12 protein-coding genes are annotated in these 14,642 nt (G+C 47.5%); 10 read left to right on the top strand and 2 right to left on the bottom strand.

All coding sequences use genetic code 11. The features are described from left to right. Nucleotide 1: 1 nt before the first annotated feature. From GCU39_RS16120 to GCU39_RS16100, 5 genes are all read left to right on the top strand, one after another. On the top strand, nt 2-1,630 hold the full coding sequence (locus GCU39_RS16120) for a response regulator transcription factor (RefSeq protein ID WP_152394457.1): 1,629 nt from the start codon (nt 2-4) through the stop codon (nt 1,628-1,630). 85 nt (nt 1,631-1,715) lie between these two features. After that, the gene (locus GCU39_RS16115; RefSeq protein ID WP_152394456.1) at nt 1,716-3,401 is read left to right on the top strand and encodes a type 2 periplasmic-binding domain-containing protein; all 1,686 of its coding nucleotides are present in this window, start codon (nt 1,716-1,718) and stop codon (nt 3,399-3,401) included. A 295-nt stretch (nt 3,402-3,696) separates the two neighbouring features. Then, on the top strand, nt 3,697-4,794 hold the full coding sequence (locus GCU39_RS16110; RefSeq protein ID WP_152394455.1) for an LLM class flavin-dependent oxidoreductase: 1,098 nt from the start codon (nt 3,697-3,699) through the stop codon (nt 4,792-4,794). Nucleotides 4,795-5,019: 225 nt separating this feature from the next. Further along, nucleotides 5,020-5,469, top strand: coding sequence for a MarR family winged helix-turn-helix transcriptional regulator (locus GCU39_RS16105; protein WP_152397273.1), 450 nt, complete (start codon nt 5,020-5,022; stop codon nt 5,467-5,469). A 91-nt stretch (nt 5,470-5,560) separates the two neighbouring features. Next, nucleotides 5,561-6,442: a pirin family protein gene (locus GCU39_RS16100; protein WP_152394454.1), complete on the top strand. Its 882-nt coding sequence runs from the start codon at nt 5,561-5,563 to the stop codon at nt 6,440-6,442. A gap of 73 nt (nt 6,443-6,515) precedes the next feature. Here GCU39_RS16100 and GCU39_RS16095 read toward each other — a convergent pair whose 3' ends face one another. Then, complete coding sequence (locus GCU39_RS16095; protein ID WP_152394453.1) at nt 6,516-7,199, bottom strand: polysaccharide deacetylase family protein; 684 nt, start codon at nt 7,197-7,199, stop codon at nt 6,516-6,518. 160 nt (nt 7,200-7,359) lie between these two features. Here GCU39_RS16095 and GCU39_RS16090 point away from each other — a divergent pair, with 160 nt between their 5' ends. Then, nucleotides 7,360-8,130: a glycosyltransferase family 2 protein gene (locus tag GCU39_RS16090; protein WP_152394452.1), complete on the top strand. Its 771-nt coding sequence runs from the start codon at nt 7,360-7,362 to the stop codon at nt 8,128-8,130. Here GCU39_RS16090 and GCU39_RS16085 read toward each other — a convergent pair. After that, nucleotides 8,093-8,938 carry a chitosanase gene (locus GCU39_RS16085; RefSeq protein ID WP_152394451.1) on the bottom strand — a complete coding sequence of 282 codons (846 nt, stop codon included), beginning with the start codon at nt 8,936-8,938 and terminating at the stop codon, nt 8,093-8,095. The two genes, GCU39_RS16090 and GCU39_RS16085, sit on opposite strands and share 38 nt — an antisense overlap. A gap of 349 nt (nt 8,939-9,287) precedes the next feature. Here GCU39_RS16085 and GCU39_RS16080 point away from each other — a divergent pair, with 349 nt between their 5' ends. The 4 genes from GCU39_RS16080 to GCU39_RS16065 all read left to right on the top strand — a co-directional run bounded on the left by GCU39_RS16080 (nt 9,288) and on the right by GCU39_RS16065 (nt 14,639). Further along, a complete protein-coding gene (locus tag GCU39_RS16080; protein ID WP_152394450.1) occupies nt 9,288-10,961 on the top strand; it encodes an extracellular solute-binding protein in 1,674 nt (557 codons plus the stop codon). A gap of 68 nt (nt 10,962-11,029) precedes the next feature. Beyond that, nucleotides 11,030-11,935 carry an ABC transporter permease gene (locus GCU39_RS16075; RefSeq protein ID WP_193726501.1) on the top strand — a complete coding sequence of 302 codons (906 nt, stop codon included), beginning with the start codon at nt 11,030-11,032 and terminating at the stop codon, nt 11,933-11,935. 37 nt (nt 11,936-11,972) lie between these two features. Then, nucleotides 11,973-12,857 (top strand): carbohydrate ABC transporter permease, encoded by an 885-nt coding sequence (locus tag GCU39_RS16070; RefSeq protein WP_152394449.1) that lies wholly within the window; start codon nt 11,973-11,975, stop codon nt 12,855-12,857. 48 nt (nt 12,858-12,905) lie between these two features. Beyond that, nucleotides 12,906-14,639 (top strand): sensor histidine kinase, encoded by a 1,734-nt coding sequence (locus GCU39_RS16065; protein WP_193726986.1) that lies wholly within the window; start codon nt 12,906-12,908, stop codon nt 14,637-14,639. The last annotated feature ends 3 nt before the right edge of the window (nt 14,640-14,642 follow it).

Genomic DNA, 14,642 nt, shown 5'->3' with positions numbered 1-14,642 from the left:
CATGCAGATGATCATTGTAGACGATGAAGCGCATTGGGTAGATAATTTATCCATGTTCAAACCTTGGCATACGCTGGGCATTGAGCAAGTCCATCGAGCGTATTCCGCTCAAGAAGCGTTGCAGATTATAGAGACAAATCCCATCGATATCGTCATATCAGACATTATTATGCCGGAGATGACGGGGCTCGAACTGATCGAGCGTGTCCGAACCGTGGATCGGCGGATCAAGTGTATAATTCTATCCGGTCACTCGGACTTTGAATTTACGAAGAAGGCACTCCAGAATCAAGCGATCGATTATCTGCTCAAACCGCCCACAGACGAGGAATTATTCGGCGCTGTGCGGATTGCGATTGATCAGCTGAACCGGGAATGGGAGCAGATTAGCTCCATTGAGCGGACGGTGCATACGATCCGCGAGAACCTGCCGCTGCTGCAAGGACAGCTGCTACTCGATGCATTTCGAGGTCAACCGATGGCAGATGAGGAATGGGAGCGCAAACTGGAGAATTACCTGCTGCCTTTTCATGAAGGCGAGGCGGTGTTGTTACTTGTTCGTATTGAAGAGGCATCTGATTTCACCAAGAAGATGGGGCTGCAGTTGTTAGAATATGCCATGATGAATATGACGCAGGAGATCCTCGGCGAATCTTGCGAGGTGTGGGGCGTGAAGGAGGAGCACGGTTACCTTGCTTTTGTACTTCAGTTTAAAGGCAATACCGTTGTGTCGGGGCGCGGGTCGAAGCTCGAGAAGCTCGCCATGCAGCTGCAAAATAAAGTCAAACAGTTCCTGAGAGCATCGATTTCGATCGTCATGACCGAAGGATTCCAGTTTCCGCAGCAGCTGCCTGAGCGATATTTGCAGGCAACGTCCTATTTCCGGCAAATCGTTGGGGATGAACGTGAATTCGTCACACGCGCTGGGGATGTCGATCAGAGTCTCTCCCAACGGCCGTTAGATGCGCTCTACATGCCCCCCTCTTTCATGAATTTGTTGGAAGCGGGGCGATGGGAAGCTGCAAGAGAGAAGATCGGCGCAGTATGTGCGGAGCTGGACCGTAACTGGGCGGAATCGCTGGAGCACTGTATGGAAGCAGGATTCGTCATCGGGTCCTCCTTCACGTACTTGGCGCACCGGAACGGACAGAGCTTGACGCGGCTCATTGGGGCGGACATGGAGTCGATGCAGAACGGCGAGGCGTTCTCGACGATCAGCAAGCTGCGCAATTGGTCGCTTCGGGTGCTTGCGAAGCTTCAGGAAGCGAATTCCGACCATGCATCGGACAGTCGGTCGACATATGTGTCGAAGCTGCAAGCTTTTGCGGAGAAAAATCTGCATCTAGACGTCTCCCTTCGTGCGCTTGCGGATCACGTGAACCTGCATCCGACGCATTTGTCCAAAATTTATAAAATGGAGACCGGGGAAGGCATTAGTGATTATGTATCAAGACTTCGGATGGAACGGGCGTGTCACAAGTTAAAAACAACGGATAAGAAAATCTATGAAATCAGCCAGGAAATCGGTTATTTGGATCCGGCGTATTTCATTAAAGTGTTCAAGCGTCAGTTCGGTGTGACACCGCAGGAATATCGGGACGGTCATGAAACACATGATAGAGTCCTATGAAAACTAACAAAGTCATATAGATGTCCTCCTGGTCCGTTGGTAAAGTTACAGATGTAGCTATCTTACACAGTAGGGGGAATACAGAATGGGAAAATTCAGAAAATCATTGCTGCTTCTTACGGTTTCATCGCTGCTCGTGATCGCGGCTTGCGGCGGCAAATCTGACACCGGCAGTACGGAGAAGGCAGCAGAGAAGCCAGCCGACACAACAACCGTCTCCGCCGCAGATGAAGCATTTGCAAAAGGGAAATATGATCCACCGATTGAGATCAGTACGAGCTTAATGCCGAAAACCTATACAAAAGGCGACACGAAAGAGAACAACGTACACGATCGCTGGATGCTTGAGACTTTCGGTATTAAATATAAAGATACATGGTATCCTGCTGGCGACGCGCAATACCGTCAGAAGCTGCAGCTAGCAATCACTTCCGGTGAGAAGCTGCCGGATTTCGTCCCTGTTCCGACAGACCCAGTCTTAACGAACCAATTGATCGATTCCGGGCAATTCATTGCAATCGATGAGCTGTTCGATAAATATGCGAATAAGACTTGGAAAGAACATACGGAGCAGAATCCAGAATTATGGTACCCATTCACACGAGACGGCAAGAAGTACAACCTGCCAATCATGGAATATACCGATAATGATGATACGATCTTATGGCTCCGCGAAGACTGGATGGAGAAGCTGAATCTGCAAGCGCCGAAGACGATCGCGGACCTTGAGAACATTATGGATAAGTTCAAGAATCAGAACCCAGACGGCTTGCCTGCGAAGGATGTCTATCCACTCGCTGTGTCGCTCAAGAATAACACAAACACATGGATGGGCTCCCTGGACTGGCTATTCGGGGCATACGGTACGATTGAAGAGCAGTGGAATAAAGATGCGGACGGTAATTTGGTCTACGGATCGATTCACCCAGGTGCGAAGCAAGCACTCGCGAAACTAAAAGAATGGATGGATAAAGGATATATCCACGTCGATGCGGCATTATGGGATGAAGGTAAATCCGCTGAAATCTGGACGAAAGGCGCAGCGGGCATCTTGCCAGGCGCGAACTGGGTTCCAGACTGGCCGGCTCCAGACTTACTTAAGAACGTGAAGGGTTCGAAATTCAAAGCTTATCCTGTACCTGCCGGTCCAGATGGATTGATGGGAACGAAATGGCAGAACTCCGGCGTGAACAGCAGTATCATGATCAACAAAGATGCGAAGCATCCAGAAGCGATCATTCTCTACTACAACTATTTGCTTGATAACCTTGCGAATCCGAAGGCTGGCAGCCCGTATGAGTACGGTTTTGCCAAAGGCTATGACTGGGATGTCGTCGATGGTCAACCAACGAGCAGCAAAGATAAAATCAAGGATTTCAACAACAGCTTCCCATTCATTACAGGCCCTGCACGCATTCCGGATCTATACATGAAGACACTCGTGAAGCTCGCAGACGGCCAGAAGCCTGAGACACCTTACGAGAAGCAGACAGCTGAATTCCGTAAGCCAGAGAACTGGTATGCAGCGAAAGTTGTTATGTCGCAAATGGATATCCGCAAGCAGAACTATTTCACAGGTGCAGCAACACCTACAATGATCTCGAAGTGGAACCTGCTGCGTCAATCCGAGATGGAGACGTTCAATAAAATTATCTACGGTAAATTGCCAGTCGATGCATTTGATCAATTCGTTACGAGCTGGAAGGCGAATGGCGGCGATCAAATCACAAAAGAAGTCAACGATTGGTACAAATCCGTATCGGCTAAATAATAAGGCGATTGCCTAAGAAGGCTGGCTTGCCAGATCGTTGCGATCTGTGTGAGTCAGTCTTTTTTGTCGGTTTAACATTGACAACAGTAAATTACTATAATACACTTACTTACTATAAGTAATCAAATGATGTGATTGTGAAAAAATGGCGCATGATGCCGGACGAAGCGTACAGGAAAAGCAAGGTCTTGTGAGCATACTGTAACTATCGGAGTGTACGAGCTTAACGGCATATTTTACTGCGTTCATGGATCTTAACAAGCGTATAGGATTCATGTCATCTAGGGAGGGAACCATGAATATGAAAGATAATGGAGTAGAGCCAACGTTTGAATTCGGCCTTTATACATTAGGCGATTTATCGCCAGATATACAGACAGGCAAGCCCATTCATCCGGCACAACGACTGCGGGACATCGTAGAGGCAGCGAAGCTTGCGGATGAAGCGGGGATCGATGTGTTCGGCGTCGGCGAGCATCACCGATTGGATTTTGCCTTATCATCGCCGCCTGTCGTCCTCGCAGCTATTGCGCAAGCGACGAAGCATATCCGATTAACTAGCGCAACGACGGTACTTAGTACGGCGGACCCGGTCCGTGTCTTCGAAGATTTCGCAACGCTTGATTTGCTCTCGAACGGCCGTGCCGAGATTATCTCGGGCCGTGGAGCGTTCTTGGAATCATTCCCATTATTCGGTTATGCACGAGAGGATTACCATGCCTTATTCCAGGAAAACCTAACCTTGCTGCAGGAGCTAAATCGTCAGGCCAAAGTCACTTGGAAGGGGGCGTTCCGCAGCGATCTTGAAGGCGCTGAAATCGCACCAAGACCCGTACAGCCAGAGATTCCGCTATGGATCGGCGTCGGCGGTACACCGGCGAGCGCTGCGCTTGCAGGAACGTATGGTACGGGCATGGCTCTTGCGATTCTCGGAGGAGACCCGTCCAAGCTGCAGCATATCGTTGAGACCTATCGTCAAGCGGGGGAGAAGGCGGGACATGACCCACGACATTTGCAAGTGGGAATTACCAGTCACGGTTATATTGCTAAGACGACGGAGCAAGCCATGAGCGAATTTTACCCGTATTACGCGAATTACACCGCCCAGTTCAACGGGAATCGATTAGAGTCTACCACATTAACGCGAGAGGCATTCGAACAGCTTGCAGGTCCAGAGACGGCGCTAGCCGTGGGCAGTCCAGAGCGTATTGCGGAGAAGATTCTCACTCAACATCAATTATTCGGGCATACCCGTTACATGATGCAAATGGACATCGGCGGCGTTCCGTTCAATCGTGTTGCCAAAGCGATAGAATTGTTGGCAACCGAAGTGGCTCCCATCGTGCGACGCGAGCTACGCAAGCAATCGCAAACGGTGAATGCAAAGGCATAATATCTCATACTAGACTGGCATCCTTCGATTTCACAGCGGGTGTCAGTTTTTTTTATAAGTTTTACGAATAAACTGTTCTTATATTTCTCGAAGATACGCTTATCGTCCGTTAACGGACGATGAAGTCGGTTCTTCTTGTGTATTGACAAATGACGTGAAACGATATATCTTTAAATCAAGATAATTATCTTAAGTTCAAGAAATCGGTGAATAGAGGGAATAATGATGGCGGATCCTACACAAAAAGAAGAGCTTACATCGCTGAAACTACTCGTCGTTCTCTCCAAGGCTTATAAGAACGTGATGGATAGCGTATCGAAGGATATTCGGAGCTACGATCTATCGCCTTCCGAATTCGGCATCTTGGAGGTGCTTCATTCGAAGGGGAGAATTCCGCTGCAGCAGATCGGGGAGAAAATTCTCATCACCAGCGGGACCATGACCTATAACATTGATAAACTGTGCAAGAAGGGCTGGATTGCGCGAATTCCTTCGCAGGAGGATCGGCGGGTTATTTTTGCAGAGTTGACAGAGCAAGGTCAAACGTTCTTCGGGCAAATTTTCCCACAGCATGCGAATCGAATCCATGACTTGATGGGCGGGCTAACCCAAGCGCAGAAGGAAGAGGCGATTGAACTGTTGAAGTTGTTAGGTAAAGGGGCTAATGGCGTGTAGCCCATTTTCTTCGCTATATATCTTTAATTGAAGAATATTTATATAAAATAATTTAACTGAATGAGAACCATAACAAAGGAGTGGAATGGCAATGTCAAACTTTCGTCCGATCGAAGGAATTTTTAGAGGGGCACCTTTTCAAATGGTGGGTGACGGCTTTCGCGTATCGAATTATTTCCCGCACGGCAATCCTTTCTTGGAACGGCTAAGTCCATTTGTTCTGCTCGACTACAATTCACCGCATGAATTCCCGCCAGCCGAAACGGCAAGAGGGGTTGGAGCGCACCCGCACCGTGGATTCGAGACCGTAACGATCGCCTATGACGGGTACGTCGAGCATCATGATAATGCAGGCAACCATGGAATTATTGGACCGGGAGATGTGCAATGGATGACAGCAGGTTCCGGTGTATTGCATAAGGAGTACCAGGAGCAATCATTCGCAAAGCGTGGCGGGATCATGCATATGATTCAGCTGTGGGTGAATCTGCCGCAAGCGAGCAAGATGAGTAAGCCCAAATACCAAGAGCTGCTTAAAGATCAGATGGCGTATGTAGCATTGCCCGATCAAGCAGGTACTGTACGTATTATTGCAGGGGAGTATGAAGGTGTAAAGGGTCCAGCCGAGACTTTCACGCCGGTTCATCTTTTCGATATCAGCTTAAAGAAACACGGGCAAGCCAGATTCACGCTTCCCCAGGGCTATAATACGGCGGTGCTCGTTCTTCGAGGTCAAGTAAGGATCAATGGTGAATCCGATGCTGTGTCGTCTGATCTTGTCCTATTTAAGAACGAACCGGGCGAAATGCTGATCGAAGCTCTGACAGAGGATGCGCTTGTCATCGTGTTAAGCGGCGAGCCAATCGATGAGCCGATCATACAGCATGGTCCGTTCGTGATGAATACGGAGCGTGAGATCGTTGAAGCTTTCCGGGATTTGCGGATAGGCAAGTTCGGGGATCCAAATTTCTAATCAGCCGTGTACGATCAAATCGAGGCGATGGCTTCTCGGAGGATGGGAACCGAGAGCTATCGCCTTTTCCGTCTCATATGGATTTCAATCGGACGGGCTTCAACGTCTCATCTAATTTATTCAGACGATAGCCGTGTTCGTAAAGATATGCAATGATATCCTTGAGCAGCTCTGCCGTCTCGGGGCGATCGTGCATCAGAATCACAGGATCCTTGCCGCTCCGGCGAAGTGCTCGAACACGTCTCTTCACAGCCCGAACGGAACGATCATCACGATATTTCCAGTCTCGACTATCGACATTCCAGTCCCATAGCAGGTAGCCCCAGCGCTCCACCTCATCGAAGTAGGAAGGCTTCATATGTAGGATGCTGCCGTAGGGCGTGCGTACGAGCTGCGTGTCTTTGCCGGTTACCGCACGAAGCGTGTACCGCGTGTCATTAAATTCTTCAATGACGGATTCCTTCGATGCATAGAAGAGCTCCGCTCGATGGGTCACGCCATGCAGCCCTACCGCATGCCCTTCACGAACGATGCGCATAGCCGTGTTCGCATGTTGAAGGATATGAGGCTTGAGCATGAAGAAGGTGGCGCTCGCATCATAGGCCTTCAATACATCAAGAATTTGTTCGGTGTATTCATTCGGGCCATCATCAAAGGTAAGATAGGCGATTCTAGGATTACTGCTAGAACGGATTGCCGATGGTTTATGGCGTTGTATCCGCTTGATCCCTGGTTTTATCTGGCTCCTTACGTTCATTAGTGCGGTACCTCTCCCTCCGAGCGGGTTCACATGCCTTCATTTCCGCGAAACAACCAGTCGATTCGCCGTCTTTATTTTATATACATTTCATACAAATATAGTGACTCCTCGAAAGAAAAAAGACGCATTTCCATTACCCTGGAGGGAGGACCGCCAAGTGACAACCCGAAGTGGTTATCGGTACAAAAAGAAGGGCATTTCTATTATTACTTGTACCAAACGCCCCCACCACCTGAAGAACATATTCAAAAATTTCAATAGACAGCGTTGGGTGAATAAAGAACTCATCATTATTCTGAATAATGACAAATTGGACATTAAAGCGTATCGGAAAATGGCTCAAGGCTATAGCAACGTATCTGTATATCAATTGTCTGAGAACACCTCGTTAGGCGCTTGCTTGAACTATGCGGTCCGTCAATCGAAATATCGGACGATCGCGAAGTTCGATGATGACGATTATTATGCGCCAAGCTACCTAACCGGTTCGATGCTGGCGATGAAGAAGAGCGGAGCTGACATCGTAGGCAAACGCGCATGCTATACGTGGCTCAAAGGGAATCGGAAGCTGATTCTTCGTTTTCCGAGCTATGAACGCAGATACGTATCGATCCTACCGGGTGCGACGTTGGTCTTTAAGAAGAAGGTATTCAAGAAGGTGAAATTCCCGAATCGCAGCATCGGGGAGGATGATAAATTCTGTCAAGACAGCAGAGCAAGGGGGTACCGCGTCTACTCTGCGAGCAAATATAATTTTGCAGCGATCCGAGAGAAAAATTCATTGGGACATACATGGGTGATTAGTGACCGACAGTTATTATCTGCGGATGTCAAAGTGATTCGCGGCGTACGCAACTATAAGAAATACGTCACCCGTCACATGAGTAAGGCTACACTATCGTCTCATGGTACTCGCTTGTATGAATGACGATCGGTGCATTTAAGTTATAATTATTGCTCGCTGCAATGGATTTGAAGACATCGACGCGACCTACGGATTGGGCCCATTCTTGCTGCGTTGAGCGGTTGGATGGGTTCTTCAGGTCTGCGCGGCGTACATCGAGAAATTTGGCGAGCCATATCTTCTCATCCACGCCTTGCCGAGGTGTCCCTCCGACTGCTGCATTGGTGCGCTTTATTAGCGCGGACAAGCTATCCGGGTCGCTCCCTCCTCCATGCTGGATAATGGTATCGTAGAGCACGGCCATGGAGAGCGGGAGCTTCAGTCCTGCTGTACTCGCATAGGATGCGGAAGGACGATAGTACCATTCATCAACCACTTCATCTTGTACGGCGCGGAATGTGGCATCTCTGCCGAGAGATTTCCATGCTCGATCGAATCCGGCCAATCGAGATACGTCCGCTTTATTCCGAGCGCTGTTTAACCGTTTCAATTCAGGCAAATAGGATGCTAGTTTATTCGATGGAACGCGCTTTGTATATCGATTGATCACCTCATACGCATCGCCTGTACCTGTCGTGAACCCAGCGCGGCCGCATGTGAAGCCACGGCCATCATGCAGGTTCTTGGCATAGCCGTATTGGATCGTGGTAACACCGTTTTCGAATAGGCTGATCAGTTTCTCGGCGCGTAATTTCTGTGCGGAGGATAGCGTTGCTGAGATGGAGGCGTCGCTATATATTTTTACTTTGGAGGGTGCTTCTTTGGGCGTTGTGTAAGCTGTACATCCCGTCATTAGCATGACGATCATCGCTGTGGTTAGCATTCGATTCATCCTTTGTACTCCTTCGTCATCGTTCGATTCATTCTGGGTTAGTATGCCATTATCCCTAACAAATCATGAGAGAACGCCGCATGAGCATCAATAGTGTATCTGAAGACCTGTATCTAAAGTCGTTCGATGAGCTGGATGTCAAGCCACCTTATAACCTGCTCCAAGGTTACGGGGTTGGCTTTTTTGCTTTCCTATGGAATGATATGGGGTGTGTCAAAAGGTGTATACGAAAGTAAAGACTAGTATATAGAAGATAGGCTGTCATCTTCCTATACTAAAAGTAAGAAGAGAGCATTGAGCTGATCCATCAGCCAATCATCACTTTTCGAGATCACTAGGGAGGGTTCATATGAGAAGAAAAAGCAAAGCACTCTTGATCTTATTGTTCGTCCTCAGTATGGCATTAACAGCATGCGGCGGTACGAAAGAAGAAGCGCAGAAGCCGGCGGAACCGACAAAGGAACAGACGCAAACAACGGAAACGCCGAAAGAAAATGAAGTGATCGAAGTATCTACCGTATCACAGAGTGACCCGTATTTGAAATTCGACGAAGGCGAGAGCTTCGACAAGAACGCCGTCTATGATCAGTACGAAAAAGACCTAGGCGTAAAAATCACGAATAAATGGGTAGCAGACGTCACGCAATTCAAAGAAAAATTGAAAATGACGATCGCATCCAACGATATTCCGGATCTCATGCTCGTGAGCGCGACACAGCTCAAAGAGCTGACAGAAGCAGACATGATCATGGATATCACGGATGTATACGACAAGAACGCAACGGACAATACGAAGAAGTTCCTGACGATGGACGGCGGCATGCAGATGAAGACCGCGACGATCGACGGAAAATTGATGGGAATTCCGAGCTCCTACAATCCGTACAATTTCCAATACTTGTACGTACGCACAGACTGGCTGAAGAAGTTGAATCTGCCAGAGCCGAAGACGATGCAAGACGTGCTTACGATCGCTGAAGCCTTCAAGACGAAAGACCCAGGCGGCACTGGCAAGCCTTACGGTATCGCCGTCAGCAAGGAACCATTCAAAATCGATACAGGTGTAACGGGTCTTCGCGCATTCCTTAACGGTTACCACGCTTATGAAAATCTATGGATGGAAGATGCGAGCGGCAATCTCGTGAACAGTGACATCCAGCCGCAAGTGAAGGATGCGCTCAAAGCGCTTCAAGATATGTTCAAGAAAGGTTTAATCGATCCTGAATTCGCCGTTAAAGATACCGAAAAAGAAGCAGAGCTTCTTTACAACAACAATGTAGGTCTTGTATTTGGTGCATCCTGGACGCCTGCACAGCTGGTGAAGGGCGCGGTCAAAGATGGTAAAGTCGTGCAAGAGTGGGGCGCATACCCTATTCCTTCCATCGATGGCAGCCCAACATTGAACCAAATCGGTATTGGTGTAGATGATTATTATGTTATTTCCAAACAAGCAAAGCATCCGGAAGGCGTAATCAGATTGCTGAACCAATGGATTGTCGTGGATAATACGATGACTCCGACAGATGAGCAAAAAATCTATTTGTATGGTAAAGACAAGAAAGAAAAAGGCAATAACTACTGGCTGCTTAGCCCACTTCGCGTTGGTAAACAGCTGGATAACAACGGCGAGATTCTGCCGAAAGCGATTGAGACGAAAGATCCTAGCATTCTTCAAACTGCAGATCAGAAGGGTCGTTATGAACGTGCGATGAAATTTATCGATGGCAGCGATATCAATATGTGGTGGGAACCTCTGATTTCGGGTCCGAACGGCGCAGTATCGCATAACCCGAAAATCCTGCAAAACAAAGAGTACCTGCAAAACAAATTCTACGGTGCACCTACGCCTACGATGGCGGATCGCCAAGAAATTTTGCTCAAGAAACGTGATGAAATCTACTTCAAAATCATTATGAACCAAGTGTCCGTTGATGAATTCGATAAGTTCGTCGGCGAATGGAAGAAGCTTGGCGGCGATGACATTACCAAAGAAGTGAACGAGTGGTACGCAAGCCACAAATAATCGCATGAAGGATGGGCTGAGGGGTTGAATCATAACAACCCCTCTTTTAATACAGCGAGGTGAAATTCATGAATGTATTGACACGAATGTGGAAGCGGGAGTGGCCACTTCATATGATGCTGCTTCCAGGATTAATTTTGGTATTGATCTTCTGCTATTATCCGATGGCTGGCATTATGATGGCTTTTCAAAAGTATATCCCGAATAAAGGTTTGCTCGGATCACCCTTTATTGGGATGAAAAATTTTCAGTTGTTAATCGATTACCCCGACATCGGGCGGGTCTTTCTGAACACGATTTACATTGCGGTTATGAAAATTATTGCCGGATTGATTGTGCCTATCACGATAGCGATTCTGCTCAATGAGCTGCGGAAAGAATGGGTCAAGCGGACGTTCCAGACGCTCGTATACTTGCCACACTTTCTATCTTGGGTTCTATTAAGCGGTATTTTGGTTGATATTCTTTCTCCATCCGCCGGGATCCTGAATCAATTTCTCAGCATATTTGGAATCAAGCCGATCTTCTTCTTAGGCGATAATGCCTGGTTTCCTTATGTGATGGTCATATCGGATGTATGGAAGGAGTTCGGGTTCGGGACGATCGTCTATCTGGCTGCATTGACCGGAATTAACCCATCGCTGTATGAAGCAGCTGAGATTGATGGGGCTGGGCGATTCAAGCAGATATTGAACGTCACTCTGCCAGGGATGATGCCAATCATTATCCTGATGCTCACACTCAATATCGGTAATGTATTGAATGCTGGCTTTGAGCAAATCTTCAATCTGTACAGCCCGCCGGTCTATGAAAGTGCGGATATTATCGATACATTCGTCTACCGTATGGGGGTCCAACAAGCACAGTTTGGATTCGCGACAGCGGTTGGGCTGCTTAAATCCATCGTATCCTTTATTTTCATTTCGGTTTCTTATGTCTTAGCCTATCGGATAGCGAATTACCGCATCTTCTAAGACACACGCCCGGTAATTCAGAAGGGAGAGACACATCGTGCATCGTAACAAATCATGGTCCAGAAAGTTGTTCCTAGTATGCAACTTTTTCTTTTTGGCACTCATATCCTTTTTATGTCTTATGCCTATTATTCATATTCTAGCGATCTCATTCAGCTCCGGACAGGCGGCATCAGCCGGAAAAGTCCTGCTCTGGCCGGTTGAATTTACAACCGCTGCTTACGAGAACGTATTCGGCAAGCCGGAATATCTTCGTGCATTTTGGATCTCGATTCAACGTGTTGTTCTAGGGACAACAATCAGTATGGCGCTGACGATTATTACAGCGTATCCATTGTCCAAAGATTCCAGGCAGTTCCGGCTGCGTACATTCTACGCATGGGTATTCGTATTTACGATTCTATTCAGCGGAGGACTCATTCCGACGTATACGACGATTAAGTCTCTCGGCATGATCGATACGATCTGGGCGCTGGTTCTACCAGGAGCTGTCGCCGTATTCAACGTCATTTTGCTTCTCAATTTCTACCGCAGTCTGCCGAAGGAACTTGAGGAATCTTCGCGAATTGACGGCGCAGGACATTTCAAGACGTTATGGAAAATCTATGTCCCGTTGTCCTTACCTGCACTCGCAACGACAGGTTTGTTCACGATGGTAGGGCATTGGAATAGCTGGTTCGACGGGATGCTCTACATGAATCATACGGATAATTATCCGTTGCAGACCTTCTTGCAGACGGTTATTGTTAAATTAGATTTCCGTTTCATCAAAGCGGAAAATATCGAATTGGCACTCAAAGTGTCAGATCGTACGAGCCGGGCAGCACAGATTTTCGTCGCAGCATTCCCGATTCTCATCGTATATCCGTTCATGCAGAGGTTCTTCATTAAAGGAATTGTAATGGGGAGTGTCAAAGAATAGTATTGCAGAATATTTTCGCTACGATACTATTAGAGGAGAGAACAGATGTTGAAGAGCAAATTTATGTTACAGGACTCCTCCATATTCAAGAAAATGTTGGCTGCCTTTTTGGCAGCCTTGTTGCCTCTTATGCTCATTACGTGGATGATCAATGACCGGGGCTCGGACAATATTCGGACCGAGATCTCATCCTCGATTCTAAATACGACCCGGTTCTATATGGATTCGTTAGATAAGGAGGCAGATCGCATTAGTCGATATTTGCCGAATTATGTCATGGACAAAGATTTGATGGAAATTGCGACAACAGGCACAGCGATGAGTTATTATGAACGGGCTAAGATGGTGCTTGATATTCAGCGTCGCTTGGATCTGATGAAAAATTCGAGTCCTTTCATTCGTGAAGCGAGAGCTTATGTCCCATTAATTGACCGTACGATATTAAGTTTGAATTTCGAGACGGCTATGGATCAACAGGAATACAAGGCGATGCAGCAAAGCGCGAAGAAGTATGAGGAGCCGTTCATCTATTGGCAGGAACGATTGTTTATCACGATGCAGTACCCGAGCAGCTTCGCAAAGAATCCGATCTATCTCGTCGGGGTGGAGTTGTCGACGAACAAGATCCGTGAGACGCTCGAGCAGATTGGGGACTCGCGAGGCGGACAGACGGTGCTGCTGAATTTAGATCGCGGTTGGGAAATTTCCGGGGCACATGATCCGAAGCTGCTTGCCGAGATGAGGGCATACGCCAAAGAACTAGAGCGTTCGAAAGCACAAGAAGGTTATGTGACTTTGCATGTCGATGGGGAACGCTATTTAACCGTCTATAAGTATTCAGAGCTCTGGCATTCGTATTCCATTACGAGCATTCCGGAAGAGAATGTGCTAGGCCCTTTGCAGAAGTACCGATTGTTGTTTTGGGGTGCTTGTGTGCTCGCCGTATGTATTGTGTTCTTCTTTTCTTATTTTTTATTAAGACTTATCTATCGGCCATTAATGAAGTTGGTCCAATCCTTCCGACGCGTGCAGCAGAACAGGCTGGAGCCCATTCCGATTGATCGCGGGCAGGATGAGTTCGGCTATTTGTACCAAGCCTTTAATGATACGGTACAATCCCTCAAGACATTAATCGAGGAGAACTATGAGCAGCAAATTCGCAATCAACGCTCCGAGCTGAAACGATTGCAATCGCAGATCAATCCTCATTTCTTATATAATTGTTTCTTCGTCTTATGCCGACTAATCAAGTCCGAGCATCAGAAAGAGAAAGCTTATCAATTCTGTCTTTATATTGGGCAGTATTTTCAATTTATTACACGTAATGACGAGGACGAAATTCCGCTGGAGCTGGAAGTGAACCATTCGCGCACCTATGTCGATATGCAGACCATTTGTTACGGTGAGCGCATCCAGGTCCTCTTCGAAGGGGATACACCGAATATCTTCGTGCCGCGGCTCATTCTGCAGCCGATTATCGAGAATGCCTATAAACATGCGCTCGGCAATATGGTCGAGCGGGGAGAATTATGGGTTCATATGGAGCAAAAAGAACATGACTTTACGATGTATGTCGAAGATAACGGAACGGGTATTTCCGATGAGGAGATTGAACGGCTAAATCAACGGCTTCGGCAATCTTCGATTCGTATGGAAGAGACAACAGGTCTAATGAATGTTCATCGAAGAATTCAATTGCGTTATGGGGCGGAGTATGGCATTACGATGTCGCGTTCTGAGCTAGGCGGACTGCAAGTCAAAATCAATCTGAGTGTAGACTAGAGG

The sequence above is a fragment of the Paenibacillus guangzhouensis genome, assembly GCF_009363075.1.
Taxonomy (GTDB): Bacteria; Bacillota; Bacilli; order Paenibacillales; family Paenibacillaceae; genus Paenibacillus_K; species Paenibacillus_K guangzhouensis.
The sequence above is the reverse complement of the archived record's forward strand: the minus strand, read 5'-3'. Positions and strand labels throughout refer to the sequence as shown.

Bases quoted from the DNA above. Each gene is read 5' to 3' on its own strand.
- GCU39_RS16105 (WP_152397273.1), top strand. From the start codon at position 5,020: ATGGCGGATCCTACACAAAAAGAAGAGCTTACATCGCTGAAACTACTC.
- GCU39_RS16080 (WP_152394450.1), top strand. From the start codon at position 9,288: ATGAGAAGAAAAAGCAAAGCACTCTTGATCTTATTGTTCGTCCTCAGT.
- GCU39_RS16115 (WP_152394456.1), top strand. From the start codon at position 1,716: ATGGGAAAATTCAGAAAATCATTGCTGCTTCTTACGGTTTCATCGCTG.
- GCU39_RS16110 (WP_152394455.1), top strand. From the start codon at position 3,697: ATGAATATGAAAGATAATGGAGTAGAGCCAACGTTTGAATTCGGCCTT.
- GCU39_RS16120 (WP_152394457.1), top strand. From the start codon at position 2: ATGCAGATGATCATTGTAGACGATGAAGCGCATTGGGTAGATAATTTA.
- GCU39_RS16075 (WP_193726501.1), top strand. From the start codon at position 11,030: ATGAATGTATTGACACGAATGTGGAAGCGGGAGTGGCCACTTCATATG.
- GCU39_RS16085 (WP_152394451.1), bottom strand. From the start codon at position 8,938: ATGAATCGAATGCTAACCACAGCGATGATCGTCATGCTAATGACGGGA.
- GCU39_RS16100 (WP_152394454.1), top strand. From the start codon at position 5,561: ATGTCAAACTTTCGTCCGATCGAAGGAATTTTTAGAGGGGCACCTTTT.
- GCU39_RS16095 (WP_152394453.1), bottom strand. From the start codon at position 7,199: ATGAACGTAAGGAGCCAGATAAAACCAGGGATCAAGCGGATACAACGC.